General features: G+C 67.9%; 19 protein-coding genes. 16 read left to right on the top strand and 3 right to left on the bottom strand.

The features are described 5' to 3' along the window. Nucleotides 1-84: 84 nt before the first annotated feature. Both FEF15_RS15515 and FEF15_RS15510 read right to left on the bottom strand, forming a co-directional pair. Complete coding sequence (locus FEF15_RS15515) at nt 85-375, bottom strand: PIN domain-containing protein (RefSeq protein WP_163560080.1); 291 nt, start codon at nt 373-375, stop codon at nt 85-87. After that, nucleotides 375-584, bottom strand: a complete 210-nt coding sequence (locus FEF15_RS15510; protein ID WP_163560079.1) for an AbrB/MazE/SpoVT family DNA-binding domain-containing protein — start codon at nt 582-584, stop codon at nt 375-377. The genes FEF15_RS15515 and FEF15_RS15510 overlap by 1 nt, the downstream gene beginning before the upstream one ends. A 160-nt stretch (nt 585-744) precedes the next feature. On the opposite strand from FEF15_RS15510, the gene FEF15_RS15505 reads away from it, so the two are divergent. The 6 genes from FEF15_RS15505 (at nt 745) to FEF15_RS15480 (ending at nt 4760) form a co-directional block, all read left to right on the top strand. Then, entirely contained in the window at nt 745-2142 is a 1398-nt protein-coding gene (locus FEF15_RS15505; protein WP_163560078.1) for an MBL fold metallo-hydrolase, read from the top strand. 112 nt (nt 2143-2254) lie between these two features. Further along, entirely contained in the window at nt 2255-2446 is a 192-nt protein-coding gene (locus FEF15_RS15500) for a DUF2892 domain-containing protein (RefSeq protein ID WP_163560077.1), read from the top strand. 31 nt (nt 2447-2477) lie between these two features. Beyond that, on the top strand, nt 2478-3344 hold the full coding sequence (locus tag FEF15_RS15495; RefSeq protein WP_163560076.1) for an MBL fold metallo-hydrolase: 867 nt from the start codon (nt 2478-2480) through the stop codon (nt 3342-3344). Nucleotides 3345-3470: 126 nt separating this feature from the next. Beyond that, a complete protein-coding gene (locus tag FEF15_RS15490) occupies nt 3471-3818 on the top strand; it encodes a metalloregulator ArsR/SmtB family transcription factor (RefSeq protein ID WP_163560075.1) in 348 nt (115 codons plus the stop codon). A 70-nt stretch (nt 3819-3888) separates the two neighbouring features. After that, nucleotides 3889-4350, top strand: coding sequence for a YeeE/YedE family protein (locus FEF15_RS15485; RefSeq protein ID WP_240454193.1), 462 nt, complete (start codon nt 3889-3891; stop codon nt 4348-4350). After that, nucleotides 4347-4760: a DUF6691 family protein gene (locus FEF15_RS15480; protein ID WP_163560074.1), complete on the top strand. Its 414-nt coding sequence runs from the start codon at nt 4347-4349 to the stop codon at nt 4758-4760. Before FEF15_RS15485 ends, FEF15_RS15480 begins: the two co-directional genes overlap by 4 nt. Before the next feature lie 42 nt (nt 4761-4802). Here FEF15_RS15480 and dsbG read toward each other — a convergent pair whose 3' ends face one another. Continuing rightward, entirely contained in the window at nt 4803-5561 is a 759-nt protein-coding gene (gene dsbG, locus FEF15_RS15475) for a thiol:disulfide interchange protein DsbG (RefSeq protein ID WP_163560073.1), read from the bottom strand. Nucleotides 5562-5656: 95 nt separating this feature from the next. Here dsbG and nrdR point away from each other — a divergent pair, with 95 nt between their 5' ends. The 10 genes from nrdR to FEF15_RS15425 all read left to right on the top strand — a co-directional run bounded on the left by nrdR (nt 5657) and on the right by FEF15_RS15425 (nt 17401). Further along, a complete protein-coding gene (gene nrdR, locus FEF15_RS15470; protein ID WP_163560072.1) occupies nt 5657-6151 on the top strand; it encodes a transcriptional regulator NrdR in 495 nt (164 codons plus the stop codon). Nucleotides 6152-6196: 45 nt separating this feature from the next. Next, nucleotides 6197-7354, top strand: coding sequence for a bifunctional diaminohydroxyphosphoribosylaminopyrimidine deaminase/5-amino-6-(5-phosphoribosylamino)uracil reductase RibD (ribD, locus tag FEF15_RS15465; protein ID WP_163560071.1), 1158 nt, complete (start codon nt 6197-6199; stop codon nt 7352-7354). 88 nt (nt 7355-7442) lie between these two features. Further along, a complete protein-coding gene (ribBA, locus tag FEF15_RS15460) occupies nt 7443-8612 on the top strand; it encodes a bifunctional 3,4-dihydroxy-2-butanone-4-phosphate synthase/GTP cyclohydrolase II (RefSeq protein ID WP_163560070.1) in 1170 nt (389 codons plus the stop codon). Nucleotides 8613-8701: 89 nt separating this feature from the next. Beyond that, on the top strand, nt 8702-9205 hold the full coding sequence (gene ribE, locus FEF15_RS15455) for a 6,7-dimethyl-8-ribityllumazine synthase (RefSeq protein WP_163560069.1): 504 nt from the start codon (nt 8702-8704) through the stop codon (nt 9203-9205). Continuing rightward, a complete protein-coding gene (gene nusB / locus FEF15_RS15450) occupies nt 9202-9708 on the top strand; it encodes a transcription antitermination factor NusB (RefSeq protein WP_163560068.1) in 507 nt (168 codons plus the stop codon). Before ribE ends, nusB begins: the two co-directional genes overlap by 4 nt. A 10-nt stretch (nt 9709-9718) precedes the next feature. After that, a complete protein-coding gene (thiL, locus tag FEF15_RS15445; RefSeq protein WP_163560067.1) occupies nt 9719-10702 on the top strand; it encodes a thiamine-phosphate kinase in 984 nt (327 codons plus the stop codon). Beyond that, on the top strand, nt 10699-11172 hold the full coding sequence (locus tag FEF15_RS15440; RefSeq protein WP_163560066.1) for a phosphatidylglycerophosphatase A: 474 nt from the start codon (nt 10699-10701) through the stop codon (nt 11170-11172). Before thiL ends, FEF15_RS15440 begins: the two co-directional genes overlap by 4 nt. Before the next feature lie 92 nt (nt 11173-11264). After that, complete coding sequence (locus tag FEF15_RS15435; RefSeq protein ID WP_163560065.1) at nt 11265-12500, top strand: DUF945 family protein; 1236 nt, start codon at nt 11265-11267, stop codon at nt 12498-12500. 80 nt (nt 12501-12580) lie between these two features. Beyond that, a complete protein-coding gene (gene lon, locus FEF15_RS15430; protein ID WP_163560064.1) occupies nt 12581-15019 on the top strand; it encodes an endopeptidase La in 2439 nt (812 codons plus the stop codon). Between the two features lie 228 nt (nt 15020-15247). Then, nucleotides 15248-17401, top strand: coding sequence for a methyl-accepting chemotaxis protein (locus tag FEF15_RS15425; protein ID WP_163560063.1), 2154 nt, complete (start codon nt 15248-15250; stop codon nt 17399-17401). Nucleotides 17402-17519 lie beyond the last annotated feature (118 nt).

The raw sequence follows: 17519 nt of genomic DNA, 5'->3' as shown, positions 1-17519 counted from the left end.
CTGCCCATGGAGGCTTGCGTAAGTCCGGCACATCGTCGGCAGCTGCCTGAGAAGTGGGAAACCTCGCCCGTGGCGCGTCAGCGCTTAGGGCGGGGAGCAGTCACCAAACGACAGCCTATGCTCCAGGGCAAGGTCTGCTGCCAACAGGGCAATGGCTCCATCCAGGGGCAAGATCTGACACTGCTCTGTTGCGGCGATGACTTCCATCGCCTTGCTCTCGCCTGCTTCGCGCTTGACCCACTTGTAGAGCTCGAACTGGATGACCGTTGGCGCGAGTTGTTCTGTCGGGGACTGCATCCACGGCTCGAAGGCGCTGGACAGGGCGCCATCGGTCAACCATTCGATCCAGCCGCATGTATCCACGATGGCAGGCATCAATACCGGTCCTTGTGGTCGCGATAGTCCTCTGGATTGGCGCCCTTGAGTGAGCCGCGCAGTGCCTGTGGTAACTGAATGGGCACCAGTTCGATGACATGTCCTTTGGGGATGATCGTAAACTGTTGACCAGCTGACAATTTCAGCTTTTCACGAATCTCCTTGGGAATGGCCAGCTGGTATTTGCTGGAGAGCGTTGCAGTTGCCATTTTTACGAATCCTCGATCGATGCTTCGGCAGTATAGCCGATTGACGGTGTCGCCTGAGACTCCGCGGGGAACCCGCCAGTAGAGAGCGGTACCTTGCTGACTTCTGTTGGCCGTCCGGTATGCTGAGGGCAGGTACTCCATCCGGCAAGGAGCGGTATCAATGTCGACATTGACCTTTCAGGGGGCGGTCGGGGAAGTCACCGGTTCGCGCTACCTTCTCGAGGTGGACGGCGACGCCGGCACCCATTCGCTCCTGCTGGAGTGCGGGTTGCACCAGGGCGGGCCCGACGCCGACCGGGCCAATGCCAAGCCGCTGGGGGCGCTGGCCGGCCGGGTCGAGGCGGTGGTGCTCTCGCATGGCCATCTGGATCATTCCGGGCTCTTGCCCAAGCTGGTGCGCGAGGGCTACCGCGGGCCGATCCACTGCACGCGCGACACCGCCGAGCTGCTCGAGATCATGCTCGAGGATGCCGCTTTCGTGATGGCCAAGGACATCGAGTGGGAGAACAAGTGGCGCCAGCGCGCCGACAAGCCGCTGATCGAGCCGCTCTACGAGCTGGAAGACGTGGAGAAGACACTCTCGCTCTGCGTGCCCCAACCCTACGGCCAGCCGGTGCAGCTGCCCGGCGAGGTCACCCTGGTGTTCCGCGATGCCGGGCACATCCTCGGTTCGGCCATCGTCGAGTTGCGCGTTCCCTCCGGGGGGCGGCAGCGTCACCTGGTCTTCTCGGGCGATCTCGGCAATCCCAGCTCGGTGCTGATGAAAGATCCTGAGACGCTTCATGAGGCCGATCTGGTGCTGATGGAGAGCACCTATGGTGTCCGTGACCACCGCCCGCTGGACGAAACCCTGGAGGAGTTCGCGCAGGTGCTCGACGATGCCCTGGCGGCGGGCGGCAACGTCCTGATTCCCGCCTTCGCGGTGGGTAGAACCCAGGAGATCCTCTACCACCTGAGCGTGCTCTACCACGCCGGGCGCCTGAAACAGCAGCTGGTGTTCCTCGACAGCCCCATGGCAATCCGCGTCACCGAGCTCTACAACCGCAAGCGAAAGTCCCTCAATCGCGAGGACCTCAAGGTGCTCAACATCGCCGCCCATGGCGATCCCAGCCACTACCTGCCCATCCTGCGGCTGACTCGCACCGTCGAGGAGTCGATGGCGATTAACCGCATCCATGGCGGGGCCATCGTCATCGCCGGCGCTGGCATGTGCACTGGCGGGCGCATTCTCCACCACCTCCGCTACAACCTGGCCAGGCCCAGTACACGGGTGGTGATCGTCGGCTTCCAGGCCGCCGGCTCGCTCGGTCGGGCGCTGGTGGACGGTGCCGAGCGCGTCAAGGTGCTCGGCGAGGAGCTGCCGGTCAAGGCGAAGGTGCACACCATCGGCGGTTTCTCCGCCCACGCCGGGCAGAGCCAGCTGGTGAGCTGGGCCGGGGCCTTCCGTAACCGCCCGCGCTTCTACCTGGTGCACGGCGAGCCCGGCGCCCAGCAGGCCCTGGCCGACGCCGATATCGACGCCGCCATTCCCGCCTACGGTGATCGCATCGAGCTGTAGACGGGTGCGACAATTCGCCCGTGGCGTGATGCGCTCAAACACTATATAAAATTGTATATTGTTTAAGTGGCATTCAGTTCCTGATAACCCGGGACAACACGAGGTGACACCCATGAAGCGCAACGTAGGCGGTATCGACAAGATGGCCCGTATCATCTTGGGCGCCGTGCTGATCGGCTTGGTCCTGGCGGGCAACATCGGTGTCTGGGGCTGGATCGGCGTGGTGCCGCTGGCCACCGGGCTGCTCAACTTCTGCCCGGCGTACAAGCTGCTGGGCATCAATACTTGTAAGCTGAGGCAGTAGGCGGATTGTCTCGTCGAGGGAGGTCTTCGTCATGTCACGACCCATGGTTACCCATTTCTTTGATGAGCCCACCAACACCTTCAGCTACGTGGTGCGCGACCCCGGGTCCACCGCCTGTGCCATCCTCGATTCGGTGCTCGATTTCGACTACGCGGCAGGGCGCACCGACGTGCGTTCCGCCGATGAAATCGTCGCCTTCGTCGAGCGCGAGGGGCTGACCGTGGAGTGGCTCCTGGAGACCCACGTGCACGCCGACCATCTCTCCGCCTTGCCCCATTTGCAGCAGAGGCTGGGCGGAAAGAGCGGCATCGGGGCGAAGATCGTCGAGGTTCAGGAGATCTTCGGCAAGGCGTTCAATGCCGGCACTGAGTTCGCCCGCGACGGCAGCCAGTTTGATCGGCTGTTCGCGGAGGGGGATACCTTCACCATTGGCAACCTGGAAGGGCGGGTGCTGCATACACCGGGCCACACCCCGGCGTGCCTGACCTATGTGATCGGTGATGCCGCCTTCGTCGGCGATACCCTCTTCATGCCGGATTACGGCACCGCCCGCTGCGATTTCCCGGGTGGTGACGCGCGCACGCTCTATCGTTCCATCCAGAAGGTGCTCGCACTGCCGGATTCAACGCGGCTCTTCCTGTGCCACGACTACAAGGCACCGGGACGCGAGACTTACCAGCACGAGACCACGGTGGCCGAGCAGCGCGCCCATAACGTCCACGTCGGTGAGGGGATCGACGAGGAAGCATTCGTGAAGATGCGCACCGAGCGGGACGCGACGCTTGGCATGCCTCGGCTGATCATCCCCTCGGTGCAGGTGAACATGCGGGCGGGCCACATGCCGCCGGCGGAGGACAACGGCCAGGTGTATCTGAAGGTGCCGCTCAACCGTTTCTGAGGCTTCCCAATGCCTTGCTCGGAAGTGGTGGACGGGGGCTTTCGCTAAACAATATACTTTAATATATAATGTATTTGGATATATCGAAGGCAATGACCCTGCCGCGAGATGACGGAGCCCCGGACGATGCCGGATACCTCAATGCTCGATGTGAACGACATGCGCGGCGCCGCGGCGGAGGCGACGGCGTTGCTGCGTGCCCTGGCCCATGAGGACCGCTTGCTGCTGCTGTGCCAGCTCAGCCAGGAGGAGCTCTGCGTCAGCGACCTGGAGGCGCGCCTGGACATTCACCAGCCGAGCCTCTCCCAGCAGCTCGGCGTGTTGCGCAAGCAGGGGCTGGTCGCCACGCGCCGCGAGGGCAAGCACATCTTCTACCGCATCGCCGACGACAAGGTGCTGGCCCTGTTGCAGCTGCTCTATACGCAATTCTGTGCCGGCAGCGGCAGGGAGGCTTCGACGACTGGCGTGAAATAGGCATGACCTGAGGTCAGGGTCGAGGTGCCGGTCAACACGTTCTGAAACACGGATCAACAGGAGAAAGCGAGTGGACTGGAGCTCATCTCTGCAGGGACTGATGGGTGGCGTGCTGATTGGCCTGTCTGCCACCTGGCTGATGGCCACACTGGGCCGCATCGCCGGCATCAGCGGCATCCTCGGTACCCTGTTCACCGTTCGGCCCAAAGGGGACAGCGCCTGGCGCATCACCTTCCTGCTGGGGCTGATCAGCGGGCCCCTCGTGCTGGTGTTGTTGGGCGGTGGTCTGGGCAACGTCGCCGGCACCGCCGACGAGGTGATCGGTGCCCCTGCCGGCGGCATGGTGCTGATGCTCGGCGCCGGCCTGCTGGTGGGCCTGGGCACCGGGCTCGGCAGTGGCTGTACTAGCGGCCATGGCGTCTGCGGGGTGGCGAGGCTGTCGCCACGCTCGCTGGTGGCGACCCTGACCTTCCTGATCACGGCGATCATCACCGTCTACGTAATGCGACACCTCATCGGAGGTGGCGCATGAAGACGCTCATGGGCTACATCGCCGGGCTGCTGTTCGGTCTGGGACTGGGCATTTCCGGCATGACCGACCCGGCGCGCGTGCTGGGCTTTCTCGATCTCGCCGGTGCCTGGGATCCGACCCTGATCTTCGTGCTGGGTGGCGCCGTGGCGACCAGCTTCATCGGCTACCGCCGGGTGCTCAAGCGGCCGGGGCCGCTCTACGGCAAGGCCTTCCAACTGCCCACCCGCCGGGATCTCGACGGACGGCTGATCGGCGGGGCAACGCTGTTCGGCATCGGCTGGGGGCTCTCCGGCTACTGCCCGGGGCCGGCCTTCGCTTCCATCCCCGGACTCACCGCGCCGCTGGCCGCCATGCTGGTGGCCATGGTGGTTGGCTGGTTCATCGCCAAGGCGCTTCCTGCGCGAGGCTGAGGAGCCGCGATGCGTAGGAACGGCAGGGCGGTTTCTGTCGCATCAGGGCCGCTCACCGCCCATGGCCTCCACCAGCGCGGCTTCATCGGGCACGCCCTGCAGGCGTTCCACCCGGTCATCCTGGCGATAGAGGGTGGCCGGGGTGGCGAGCAGGCCCAGTTCGTCGAAGAGCTGGTTGTTGCGGTAGATCCGATCCTCGATTTCGCGCGGCTGGGCGGCGGCCTCGATGGGGGCCTCCCCCTCGCTGTGCGCCGCGAGCGCGGCGGCGGGGTCGTCGGCGCCCAGCAGGCTGGCCGCCTTGGCCGGGCTGTCGGGGGCGAGAATTCCCACCATGATGTGGCGCAGCTGCACCTCGCCAGCGGCTACCCAGGGCCGGGTGTCGTCCCAGAACTGCTTGCAGTAAGGGCAGTTGGGGTCGGTGAAGGTGTAGAGCACGCGGGGCGCGTCGGCATCGCCGTCGGCGATCCAGTGGCTGTCACTGAGACGCTCCCAGAGCGCGGCGTCCTGAGGGGCACGCACCCATTCGTCGAGTGCCGCATCCGACAGGTCGTTGCCTTCGGCGTCGACCAGGGTTCCGACGATGGCGTGTTCGCCGTCAGGCGTCAGGTAGATCGCTACCTCGCCGCCCTGATAGCTCGCCGCAAAGCCGGTCAGGCCGCCCGGTGCCTCGAAGCGTTCGTGGATGGTCAGGCCCTGCTCGGTGAGCGCCTGCACCGGTGCCGGCCAATGCGAGTCGGCCAGTGCCGTGGAGGCGCTGGAGAGGAGAGTCGCGGCGGCAAACCAGTAGGAGAGTCGGGGCATGGGGCAAATCCTTGCATTAGCCGTTACAATGGCCGGAATCGTCAACCGGATGATGGCCTGGCCAAAGGCCGTCGTCCATGTGCATGGACCACGCAATGCATTGCCCCTTCTGTGGCGCCCAGGAGACACGCGTGAGCGACTCGCGGCTGGTGGCCGATGGCGACCAGGTGCGCCGGCGTCGCCAGTGCAACGCCTGCGGCGAGCGCTTCACCACCTACGAGACGGCCGAGCTCATCATGCCGCGGGTGGTCAAGGCGGATGGCTCGCGGGAGAGCTTCGACGAGCGCAAGCTGCGCGCGGGCATGCTGCGGGCGCTTGAGAAGCGACCGGTCAGCGCCGAGGCCATCGAGACCGCCATCGAGCGCATTCGCCAGCAACTGCGCGCCCGCGGCGAGCGCGAGATCGAGGCCCGCGATATCGGCGAGGCGGTGATGCGCTCGCTCAAGCAGCTCGATCAGGTGGCCTACATCCGCTTTGCCTCGGTCTATCGCCGCTTTCAGGACATCGACGAGTTCCGCGCCGAGATCGAACGGCTCGCCCAGGAGCCGAATGCCGATAGCGGCTCGCCCGGCGACGAATCGCACCGCTGAGTCGTTGCCTCCTGAGTTCCACCCCTTCCTCCGCCAGGGATTGCCATGGCCAAGATGACCCCCGCCGCCTGGATGGCCCGGGCGCTGGAGCTGGCCCGCCGCGGCCACTACACCACCGATCCCAATCCCCGCGTCGGCTGCGTGCTGGTCAAGCAGCAGCGATGTGTGGGAGAGGGCTGGCACGAGCGGGCCGGCGAGCCTCATGCCGAAATCCACGCCCTGCGCGCGGCCGGCGAGGCGGCCCGCCGCGCCACGGCCTATGTAACGCTGGAACCGTGCTCCCATCAGGGGCGTACCGGCCCCTGCGCCGTGGCGCTGATCGAGGCGGGCGTGCGCAAGGTGGTGGTGGCCATGGCCGACCCCAACCCCGCGGTGGCGGGGCGCGGCATCGCCATGCTGCGTGAGGCCGGCATCGAGGTGGAGGTCGGCCTGCTGGAGGCCGAGGCGCGCGCACTCAATCCGGGTTTTGTCTCGCGCATGGAGCGTGGCCGCCCCTTCGTGCGCCTCAAGATGGCGATGAGCCTGGACGGCCGCACCGCCATGGCCTCAGGGGAGTCGCAGTGGATCACCGGTCCCCATGCGCGTACCGCCGTGCAGCGGCTGCGCGCCCAGTCCAGCGCAATCCTCACCGGGGTGGAGTCGGTGATCTTCGACAACTCGCGGCTCACCGTGCGTGCGGCCCAGCTGGGCCTCGAGAATGCCGAGACCGTCGCGGCTCGCCAGCCGCTGCGCGTGGTGGTGGATACCCGCCTGCGTCTCCCCCTGGCCGCGGCCTGCCTGCGTGAGCCAGGGCGCACCCTGGTGGCCACCGTGACAGGCCACGACGCCGAGCGCCGCGCGCGGCTGGAAGCCGCCGGCGCCGAGGTGCGGGCCTTCCCCGCCGGGGCGGACGGCAGGGTCGATCTGGCGGCGCTGCTGCGCCACCTGGCGGCCGAGGAGGAGGCCAACGAGGTGCTGCTCGAGACCGGCGCGACCCTCGCCGGCGCCATGCTCGACGCCGAGCTGGTCGACGAGATGGCGCTCTTCGTGGCGCCGACCCTGCTCGGCGGTGAGGCGCGGCCGCTGTTCGCCCTGCCGGGCTTGACGCGCATGGCCCAGCAGCGCCCTCTGGAGATCCTCGACATCCGTGCGGTGGGCCGCGACTGGCGCATCACCGCACGGCCGCTTGCCACTGGCGCCGAGGGCCACGCCAAGGTACCCTGACGCCCATTCACGGCGGGGCGTCGACCCGCGGCGACGCGGACGTTGCCGCCCGGGGACACCCCGCCTCGCAGAACCAGTCGGAGATTCCATGGTGCAATCCGCCCCGGGGGGCCTCGCTCCCGTCGAAGCGCTGATCGAGGACATCCGCCAAGGCAAGATGGTGATCCTCATGGATGACGAGGATCGCGAGAACGAAGGCGATATCATCATGGCCGCCGAGAAGGTCGAGGCGGAGCACATCAACTTCATGGCGCGCCACGCCCGCGGGCTGATCTGTTTGCCGATGACGCGCAGCCGCTGCGAGCGCCTCAAGCTGCCGCTGATGGTGAGCGACAACGGCTCCGGCTTCGGCACCAAGTTCACCCTCTCCATCGAGGCCGCCGAAGGCGTGACCACGGGCATCTCCGCGGCCGACCGGGCACGCACCGTTCAGGCGGCCGTGGCTCGCGATGCGCGGCCCGAGGACATCGTCCAGCCCGGCCACATCTTCCCGCTGATGGCCGAGCCCGGCGGCGTGCTGCGCCGTGCCGGGCACACCGAGGCGGCCTGCGACCTGGCGGCCCTGGCCGGCCTCGACCCGAGCGGGGTGATCTGCGAGGTGATGAACGACGACGGCAGCATGGCGCGGCGTCCCGAGCTCGAGCGCTTCGCTACCGAGCATGGCCTGAAGATGGGCACCATCGCCGACCTGATCCACTACCGTATCCACAACGAGCAGACGGTGGAGCACCTGGAGGCCCGGCCGGTCGCCACGGCCTTCGGCGAGTTGACCCTGCACGTCTTCCGCGACAGCATCCAGAGCGCCCATCACCTGGCGCTGGTCAAGGGGCGCCCGCATCCCGACAGCCTGACCACGGTGCGCGTGCACCTGGCCGACGTGATGCGCGACCTGCTCGCCCTGCAGAAGGGCGAGAGCGGCAGCTGGACGGCGCACAGCGCCCTCGAGGAGGTTGCCGCCGCCGAGCAGGGGGTCTTCGTGCTGCTCGACGACGGCCGCCCCCGCCAGGACCTGCTCGACTACCTCGAAGTGTTCCTGGAGCGGCGCCGTCCGCCGCGCACCAGCGACTCCGACGGCGCGGGCAACTACCTGACCATCGGTACCGGCTCGCAGATCCTGCGCCACCTGGGCGTGGGGCGCATGCGCCTGCTCAGCTCACCGTGGAAGTTCTCGGCGCTCTCCGGCTTCGACCTCGAGGTGGTCGAGCTGGTCGGCCCGGGGGACGCCGAGTCGGGCGGTGCGGCGCCGGCCGACCCCTGAACGGCGGCCGGTTCGCGCCCGCCGGGCAGACAGCGGGCGCTGGCAGTACCCAACCTTTACCGCAGCACCATTTTCAGCAGGACAATCGGATGCATACCCTCTCTCAGCTGGAAGGCAACTTCGTCGACGTCGACGGCCGCTACGTGATCGTGGTGGGGCGCTTCAATCACCATGTGGTCGACAGCCTGGTGGAAGGGGCCGTGGACAGCCTGGTCCGCCACGGCGTGGATCCCGACGGCATCGACATCGTACACGTGCCGGGCGCCTGGGAGCTGCCGCTGGCGGTGAAGCGGGTGCTCGCGCGCGTGCGCCCCGAGGCGGTGATCGCCCTGGGGGCGGTGATCCGCGGCGGCACGCCCCATTTCGAGTACGTGGCCGGCGGCTGCAATGCCGCCCTGGGCAGCCTCCAGCTCGAGTTCGACACCCCGGTGGCCAACGGCGTGCTCACCGTGAACTCCATCGAGCAGGCCATCGAGCGGGCCGGCACCAAGGCCGGCAACAAGGGCGCCGAGGCAGCCATGGCGGCCATGGAGATGGTCTCGCTGCTGCGCGGCTTCGGCGACGACACGCCAAGCGAGGGAGAATCAGCATGAGTGCGCAGCGTACCCCGCGCGCGCCCTCGGCGGGCCAGCAGGCGCGCCGCGCCGCCCGCGAGCTGGCCGTGCAGGGCCTCTACCAGTGGCACATGACCGGCAAGCCGATCGCCGCCGTGGAGTCGGAGTTTCGCAGCCTGCTGCCCGATGACGACCTCGAGGCGCACGAGAACTGGCTGAAGGTGATGGAGATCGCTGATCAGGCGCTGTTCCACGAACTGCTGCACAACGTGGCGCGCTTCCGCGAGGAGCTCGATGCGGCCATCGCCCCGCTGCTCGACCGGCGCCTGGTCGACCTCGACCCCATCGAACTGGCCATCCTGCGCCTGGGAACCTACGAGCTCTCGCGCCGCCTCGAGGTGCCCTATCGGGCGGTGATCAACGAAGGCGTGGAGCTCGCCAAGTCCTTCGGCGCCACCGACGGTCACAAGTACGTCAACGGCATTCTCGACAAGCTGGCCAGTCGCCTGCGCAGCGCCGAGGTCAGCGCGCGTCGCCGCTGAAGGTGCCCCGGTGGCCAGCGAATTCGACCTGATAGCCCGCCATTTCACGCCTGCCACGCTGGCTCCCGGGGCCGGCGTGGCGCTCGGCGTGGGCGACGACTGCGCGCTGCTCGCCCCGCGTGCCGGCCAGCGGGTGGCGGTGAGCGTCGACACCTCGGTGGCCGAGGTGCATTTTCCCGCCGCCGCACCGGCCGAGGCCATCGGCCATCGCGCCCTGGCGGTGAGCCTCTCCGACCTGGCGGCCATGGGCGCCGAGGCGCGCTGGTGCTTGATGGCGCTGGCCATGAGCGATCCCGACGAGGCATGGCTTGCCGACTTCGCACGTGGCTTCCACGCGCTCTGTGCCGCCACCGGCACGGCGCTGGTGGGTGGCGACGTGACCGGCGGCGAGCTTGCCATCGGCGTCACCGTGATGGGCGAGGTGCCGCCGGCACTGGCCCTCACCCGTCGGGGCGCCCGGGTGGGCGACCGGATCGCCGTGACCGGAGCGCTGGGCGGTGGCGCCGGGGGGTTGGTGCTGTGGCAGCGCGGCGAGCGCGACCTGACGCATCCGCTGCTCCAGCGCTACTTACGCCCCCAGCCGCGGCTCGCTGCCGGCCAGGCGCTGCGTGGCCTGGCCACCGCCGCCATCGATATCTCCGACGGCCTGCTGGCCGACCTGGCCCATGTGCTCGCGGCCTCCGGCGTCGGGGCGCACCTCGACGCGGACGCGCTGCCGCTGGCCGAGGGGTTGGTGGCCGCCCTGGGTGAGACCGCGGCCCGCCAGGCGGCGCTCTCGGGGGGCGACGACTACGAACTGGTGGTCTGCCTGCCCGCCGAGCACGTCAGCGAGGCGCGCCGCCGGCTCGCCGAACTCGAGCTGGCCCTGAGCGTCATCGGCGAGGTGCGCGAGGCGCCCGGCATCGGCGGTGTGGAAGCAGCGACCGCCCGCGGCTGGCAGCACTTCGTCTCTCGCGGAGCTCCTGGCGCGGGCAGTGCGCGGGGGCGGCCATGAATCGTGCCCCGACGAGCGTCTGGCACCGTCCCGTGCATTTCCTGGCCTTCGGGCTCGGCAGCGGTGCCGTGCCCTGGGCTCCAGGGACGGTGGGGACCCTGGCGGCGATTCCCTTCTACTGGCTGATGTCCGAGCTGCCGCTGAGTTGGTACCTGGGTATCGTGCTGGTGACCTTCTTCTGGGGTATCTGGCTGTGCGACAAGACCTCTCACGACCTGGGGGTGCACGACCATTCGGGGATCGTCTGGGACGAGTTCGTGGGCTACTGGCTCACCATGGCTGCGGTGCCTTTTTCCTGGGAGGCGGCGCTGTGGGGGTTCGTGCTCTTCCGCGTCTTCGATGTCTTCAAGCCCTGGCCGATTCGTTGGGCGGATCGGCGGGTCGCCGGCGGTTTCGGCATCATGATCGACGACATCCTGGCCGGCATCTACGCCTGGAGCACCATGCATCTCTGGCTCTGGCTGCACTGAAGCCCGCCGGTTCGACGCCGGGCGAAGGTGCTGCAGAGGCCTCGTTTGGTTCGGCTGGGTAAGGACAGGTCTGCCCCGGACAAGGAGGCCCCATGCGCAAGGAACGACTCATCGTGCCCGTTTTGGTCGTGCTGCTGCTGGCGTGGCTGGCGGGACAGGGCGTCTCCAGCCTGCTCTTCGAGCGCGAGCTGACGCGTGCGCTGGACGACCTGGCGGCGCGCGGCGAGCTGGCGGTCGAGCGCGACGAGGTGGAGCAGGGCTGGTGGTCCTCCTCCGGGCGCATCCGGCTCGCACCGCTGTTCGGCGATGCCTGGCAGCTCGAGCTCGGCTACGAGGCCCAGCACGGCGTGCTCAGCACCGAGCTGTCGGGGGAGGCGATCATCCGCCACGGCGCCGACGGCAAGCGGCTGTTCGGCGACTCTCTGCCGGCGGCCACGCCGCGCTGGCAGGCCAGCTATCGTACGCTGAGTGGCGTCATGGAAGGCGGAGTGCGCCTGGCACCGTTTCGCATCACCCAGGAGGATCGCGAGCTCGACTTCGGCGGGGGGCAGTTCCATTTCAGCGGAGTCTACGGCGACTGGCAGCTGCAGGGCCGCTTGGACGACTGGCGGCTCACCGATGGCGAGGTGTGGCTGGCATCGGGGCCGGTGCGCCTCCAGAGCCACTATGCCTACACCGAGGGCGCGCAGGCCTTCACCCAGCAGGATCGCCTGGAGCTCGCGTCGCTGACCTGGCACCAGCCGAGCCTCGAACTCGATGTCCACGACCTGGTCGTGGTCAATCGCATGACCCTGGACGACCGCGAGCTGCGCCTGCGTCTCGACCTGGATATGGGCGAAGTGCTGACCGCCGATCAGGTGCTGCTGACCGGCGGGCTGGAGGCGGAACTCTCGCGCCTGCACGGCGACGCGCTGCGCTCGGCCATGCAGCGCCTGCGGGCCCTGGCCGCCAGCGCCGATCCGCCCCGCGACGCTCGGGCCCTGCTCGCCGAGTTGGAACCGTTGTTGCTGGGCATACTCCAGGATTCGCCGCGCCTGGACCTCTTCGAGCTTGCTCTCGACAGCCCCATGATGAACCTCGCCGCCCGGGTGGACGGCTCGCTCTTCTTCGACGGCCGTCGCCTCGAGCCGCTGAGTCTGGTTGCGCTGGACGACCCGGCCATGCAGGCGCGCTGGCGGCGGCGGCTCGACGGCGACTTCGTGTGGCACGACCTGCCCACGGTGGTGGCGCTGTGGCTCGGCCTGCCGCTCGATACCCGCACGCTGCAGGTCGATATCAGCCGCGGCCAGGTGTGGCTCAACGGGCGGCCGCTCTCTACCCTGCGGTAAATGCGTCTTCGCCTTGAAGTTGCCTGCCGTCGCCCGCATTCCACAGGGCAGTGGCTAACCGGCTTCAGGATGAGGATTACATGCGCGATCACGACCAGGACGACCAGGAGTGGCAGCAGACCCGCGAGGTGAACGACGAGACGCCGCCGCGCTCCGACGGCGAGGTGGATGAAACCGGCCATCACGCGGTGGTGCCGGCCAGCGACTCCCTGCCCGAGCGCATCTATCTGCTGCCCATTCACAATCGCCCCTTCTTTCCCGCCCAGGTGCAGCCGCTGGTAATCAACCGCGAGCGCTGGGAGGAGACCATCCGTCGGGTGGGCAACACGCCGCACCAAATCCTGGGCGTGGCCTACGTGGGCGACATCGAGTCTGGCGAGCTCGATCACGAGGGCTTTCCGCAGATCGGCACGGCGGTGAAGGTGCACAAGCTCCACGGCGAGGAGCAGCAGCTGCAGTTCATCGCCCAAGGACTGCGCCGCTTTCGCATCCAGCGCTGGCTCTCCAAGCAGCCGCCCTATCTGGTCGAGGTGACCTACCCGCGTGAGCCGGTGGATGCCGAGGAGGATGAGACGCGTGCCTACGCCATGGCGATCATCAACGGCATCAAGGAGCTGCTGCCGATCAACCCGCTGTACGGCGAGGAGCTCAAGCACTACCTCAACCGCTTCAGCCCCCACGAGCCGGGCCCGCTCACCGACTTCGCTGCGGCCATCACCTCGGCCAAGGGGCATGAGCTGCAGTCCGTGCTGGATACCCTGCCGGTGCTCTCGCGCATGGAGAAGGTGCTGCCGCTGCTGCGCAAGGAGATCGACGTTGCCCATCTGCAGACGGAGATCAGCGAGCAGGTCAACGCCCAGATGCAGGAGCGCCAGCGCGAGTTCTTCCTGCGCGAGCAGCTCAAGGTGATCCAGCGCGAGCTGGGCATCTCCAAGGACGATCGCGAGAATGACGTCGATACCTTCCGCGACCGCCTCGAGGGGCTCTCCGTGCCGCCCAAGGTACTGACCCGCATCGAGGAGGAGCTCGACAAGCTCTCGGTGCTCGAGACAGGCTCGCCGGAGTATGGCACCACGCGCAACTACCTCGACTGGCTCACCGCCATGCCCTGGGGCGTGCGCAGCCAGGACAAGCTCGACCTGGCCCAGGCGCGTACGGTGCTCGACCGCGACCACGATGGCTTGAAGGACGTCAAGGAGCGCATCATCGAGTTCCTCGCCGAGGGTACCTTCAAGGGCGACGTGGGGGGCTCCATCCTGCTGCTCGTCGGTCCGCCCGGCGTCGGCAAGACCTCCGTGGGACGTTCCATTGCCGAGGCGCTGGGTCGCGAGTTCTACCGCTTTTCGGTGGGCGGCATGCGCGACGAGGCAGAGATCAAGGGCCACCGGCGCACCTACATCGGCGCCATGCCCGGCAAGCTCGTCCAGGCGCTCAAGGAGGTCGAGGTCGAGAACCCGGTGATCATGCTCGACGAAGTCGACAAGCTCGGCCAGTCCTTCCAGGGTGACCCGGCCTCGGCGCTGCTCGAGGTGCTCGACCCGGAACAGAACGTCGACTTCCTCGATCACTACCTGGACGTGCGCCTGGACCTCTCCAAGGTGCTCTTCGTGTGCACGGCCAACACCGTGGATTCGATTCCCCCGGCGCTGCTCGATCGCATGGAGCAGATTCGCCTCTCCGGCTACATCGCCGAGGAGAAGGTGGCTATCGCCAAGCACCACCTGTGGCCCAAGCTGCTCAAGCGCGACAAGATCGCCAAGAAGCGCATCAACCTCACCGACACGGCCCTGCGCCAGGTGATCGAGGGCTATGCCCGCGAGGCAGGGGTGCGCCAGCTCGAAAAGCAGTTGCACCGCATCGTGCGCAAGGCGGCGGTCAAGCTGCTCGAGAACGACCAGCAGTCGGTGCGCATCTCGGTGAACAACCTGGAGTCCTACCTGGGGGCGCCGCTGTTCCGCAAGGAGCACGTGCTCAAGGGCGAGGGCGTGGTCACCGGGCTGGCCTGGACGGCCATGGGTGGAGCGACGCTACCCGTCGAGGCGGGCAAGGTGCATGCCCTGGATCGCGGCTTCAAGCTCACCGGTCAGCTCGGCGCGGTGATGCAGGAGTCGGCCAACATCGCCTACAGCTATACGCTGGGGCATCTCGGCGAGTACGGCGCCGACGCCGACTTCTTCGACTCCGCCTTCGTGCACCTGCACGTGCCGGAGGGCGCCACGCCCAAGGACGGGCCCTCGGCCGGGGTGACCATGACCACGGCGCTGCTCTCTCTTGCCAAGCACCGGGCCATCGAGCGGTCGCTGGCCATGACCGGCGAGCTGACGCTGACCGGCCAGGTGCTGCCGGTGGGCGGCATTCGCGAGAAGATCATCGCCGCGCGGCGCAGCGAGATCTTCGAGGTGATCCTGCCCGATGCCAACCGCCGTGACTACGATGAGCTGCCCGACTACCTCAAGGCGGGCATGACGGTGCACTTCGCCAAGCGCTACCAGGACGTGGCCAAGGTGGTCTTCGACTAGCCCTCGCACCCTTGCCCACAGCCGTGATCAACGCGCGCCGCCTGCTGTCTGGCGGCGCGCGTTGTTTCTGCGTTGAGGCCGTGTGACGGCGACGCGTGGGCCTCGGGTTCCCGTGCATGGTATGAGAGAAGCTCCCCACAAGGGAGAACGATGATTGGCACTTTTTTTGCCTAGTCGATAGGTCATCTCACCGATGGCGTGTTTCTCTCGCACCCAACCGAGGCTGCCATGCACAACAACCATAACCCGGTGACCCAAAAGGTCCATGAGCTCGATCCCGACGCCGTCCTGATCTCGCGCTGCGACGCCCAGGGCCGCATCACCTACGCCAGCCAGGCCTTCCTCGAGGCCAGCGGACATGGCGCCGACGCCTTGATCGGCGCCCCCTACAGCGTGCTGCGCCACCCCGACATGCCCGATGCCGTCTTCCAGCAGCTGTGGGCAACCCTCGAGAAGGGGCGGACCTGGGACGGGGTGCTCAAGAACCGTCGCGCCAACGGCGACCACTACTGGGTGCAGGCCACGGTCGCGCCGCTGCTGGATGGCGACAGCGTGGTGGGTTACACCACGGTGCAGCGCCCCGCGTCTCAGACCAGTGTGGCTCAGGCCGAGGCGATCTATGCCGCCATGCGAGAGGGCAAGCGTCGGGGCTATGCGCTTCAAGATGGTGCGATTCGCCGCACCGGGCTGGTGGGCTGGCTGCAGCGTTTTCGTTTCCGCAGCATGCAGGCCAAGCTGATGGGCATGGTGCTGGCCTCGATCCTGCTGCTGGTGGCCGCCGGCGGGCTGGGGATCTTTGGCCTCACTACGGCCTCCGAGCGGTTGCAGACCCTCAACCGTACCGGGCTTCAGGGCGTGGCCGACCTCCAGGGCATCGAGCAGCGCGTCAGCCTGTCGCTGCAGGCCGTGGAGCCGGCGGTTCGCAACCCGCGGCGGGCCGATCCGGAAGCGCTCGAGGCCCGCGTGCGTGGCCACCTGCAGGCGATCGACGACACCTGGCAGGGCTACCTGGCTCGCGACCCGGCAGCGGGGGAGGCGCGGCAGGTGCTGGACGAGCAGCTGGCCAGCTTCTCGGCGGGTGCCGGTGATATCCTCCAGGCCCTGCTCGACGGCGAGGGCTTCGCCGCCTTCGAGGCCCTGAATGACGTGACCCAGCCTGCGGCCGAGCGCATCAGCGAGGCGGTCAATCAACTGGTGTCCCGGGAGCGCGAGCAGGCGCAGGCGCTGATGCAAGCGGCCGAGGCGGGGCAGCGCAGCATGCTGCTGGCGCAGATCGGCCTGGTGGCGCTGGGGGTGGGCCTGATGATCGGCCTGAGCGTGGCAGTGCTCAATTCGCTCATCAAGTCTCTGGCCGAGGCGCGGCGCATCACCTTTCAAATCGCTGCCGGCAACCTTTCTACGCCGGTTACCCTGAATCGTCAGGACGAGCTCGGCGAGCTGCTGCGCTCGCTGGAGACCATGCGCAGCAGCCTCTCGGGGCTGGCCACCGAGATCGGCGATCGTGTGGCCGTGGTCACCCCCGCCACGCGTCGCATCGCTCGCGAGAACGAGGACCTGGCCTCGCGCACCGAGCAGCAGGCGTCGTCGCTGCAGCAGACGGCCTCGAGCATGGACGAGATGACCTCCTCGGTGCAGCAGACCACCGACAACGCGCGCCAGGCCAGTGAGCTGGCCACCCAGAACGCCAGCACCACCCGCGAGACGGGTGAGCGCATGCAGGCGCTGGTGGGGCGCATGCAGCGTATCGCCGAGAGTGCCGGAAAGATGACCGACATCATCGGCGCGATCGACGGCATCGCCTTCCAGACCAACATTCTCGCCCTGAACGCTTCCGTGGAGGCGGCGCGGGCCGGCGAGCACGGCCGTGGCTTCGCCGTGGTGGCCAGCGAAGTTCGCCAGCTGGCTGGACGCAGCGCCGAGGCGGCCAAGGAGATTCGCGGGCTGATCGAGACCTCGTCACGCGAGATCACGGGCGGCACCCAGGCCGTCGAGCAGGCCGAAGGCGCGATCGAGGAGGTGGTGTCGCTGGTGGCCCGAGTCGGCGACCTCATGGCAGAGATCAGCGCCGCCTCCGCGGAACAGAGCAGCGGCATCGCCCAGATCAACTCGGCGGTGGCGGAGATGGACCAGGTCACCCAGCAGAACAGCGCCCGGGTGCAGTCGATTGCCGATTCGGCGGACGGCCTGACCCGTGAAGCCTTCGGGCTGGCCAACGTGGTCGCCGCCTTCCGTCTGGGTGGCACGGCAGAGGACGGCGAACGCGCGCGCCAGCGCCTGCTCGAGGGGCAGGGCGCAACCGAGGCACCGGCAGTCGACCCGGTGCCGCGCCAGGCCAGGGCGACGCCGCCGTCCCGCGCGGACGTCGAGTGGGCGGCGTTCTGAGCCCCTGTCCAGGCCCGTGAACCGGCCCGGCGGCCTGTTGTGCCGGGCCGGTTCGCTGGCAAGCGGGGGAGGCTCGTGCCAGAATCGGGGGCCGACCGAACACGAGATCGTTCGCCAT

Source organism: Halomonas sp. NO4 (assembly GCF_010994375.1).
In the GTDB taxonomy this organism is placed as follows: domain Bacteria; phylum Pseudomonadota; class Gammaproteobacteria; order Pseudomonadales; family Halomonadaceae; genus Halomonas.
The sequence above is the reverse complement of the archived record's forward strand: the minus strand, read 5'-3'. Positions and strand labels throughout refer to the sequence as shown.

Excerpts from the sequence above, each read along its gene's own strand:
- dsbG (WP_163560073.1), bottom strand. The coding sequence starts at position 5,561 with ATGCCCCGACTCTCCTACTGGTTTGCCGCCGCGACTCTCCTCTCCAGC.
- FEF15_RS15440 (WP_163560066.1), top strand. The coding sequence starts at position 10,699 with ATGAATCGTGCCCCGACGAGCGTCTGGCACCGTCCCGTGCATTTCCTG.
- FEF15_RS15510 (WP_163560079.1), bottom strand. The coding sequence starts at position 584 with ATGGCAACTGCAACGCTCTCCAGCAAATACCAGCTGGCCATTCCCAAG.
- FEF15_RS15425 (WP_163560063.1), top strand. The coding sequence starts at position 15,248 with ATGCACAACAACCATAACCCGGTGACCCAAAAGGTCCATGAGCTCGAT.
- nrdR (WP_163560072.1), top strand. The coding sequence starts at position 5,657 with ATGCATTGCCCCTTCTGTGGCGCCCAGGAGACACGCGTGAGCGACTCG.
- ribE (WP_163560069.1), top strand. The coding sequence starts at position 8,702 with ATGCATACCCTCTCTCAGCTGGAAGGCAACTTCGTCGACGTCGACGGC.
- ribBA (WP_163560070.1), top strand. The coding sequence starts at position 7,443 with ATGGTGCAATCCGCCCCGGGGGGCCTCGCTCCCGTCGAAGCGCTGATC.
- FEF15_RS15495 (WP_163560076.1), top strand. The coding sequence starts at position 2,478 with ATGTCACGACCCATGGTTACCCATTTCTTTGATGAGCCCACCAACACC.
- FEF15_RS15435 (WP_163560065.1), top strand. The coding sequence starts at position 11,265 with ATGCGCAAGGAACGACTCATCGTGCCCGTTTTGGTCGTGCTGCTGCTG.
- FEF15_RS15505 (WP_163560078.1), top strand. The coding sequence starts at position 745 with ATGTCGACATTGACCTTTCAGGGGGCGGTCGGGGAAGTCACCGGTTCG.
- FEF15_RS15515 (WP_163560080.1), bottom strand. The coding sequence starts at position 375 with ATGCCTGCCATCGTGGATACATGCGGCTGGATCGAATGGTTGACCGAT.
- FEF15_RS15480 (WP_163560074.1), top strand. The coding sequence starts at position 4,347 with ATGAAGACGCTCATGGGCTACATCGCCGGGCTGCTGTTCGGTCTGGGA.
- lon (WP_163560064.1), top strand. The coding sequence starts at position 12,581 with ATGCGCGATCACGACCAGGACGACCAGGAGTGGCAGCAGACCCGCGAG.
- ribD (WP_163560071.1), top strand. The coding sequence starts at position 6,197 with ATGGCCAAGATGACCCCCGCCGCCTGGATGGCCCGGGCGCTGGAGCTG.
- nusB (WP_163560068.1), top strand. The coding sequence starts at position 9,202 with ATGAGTGCGCAGCGTACCCCGCGCGCGCCCTCGGCGGGCCAGCAGGCG.
- FEF15_RS15490 (WP_163560075.1), top strand. The coding sequence starts at position 3,471 with ATGCCGGATACCTCAATGCTCGATGTGAACGACATGCGCGGCGCCGCG.
- FEF15_RS15500 (WP_163560077.1), top strand. The coding sequence starts at position 2,255 with ATGAAGCGCAACGTAGGCGGTATCGACAAGATGGCCCGTATCATCTTG.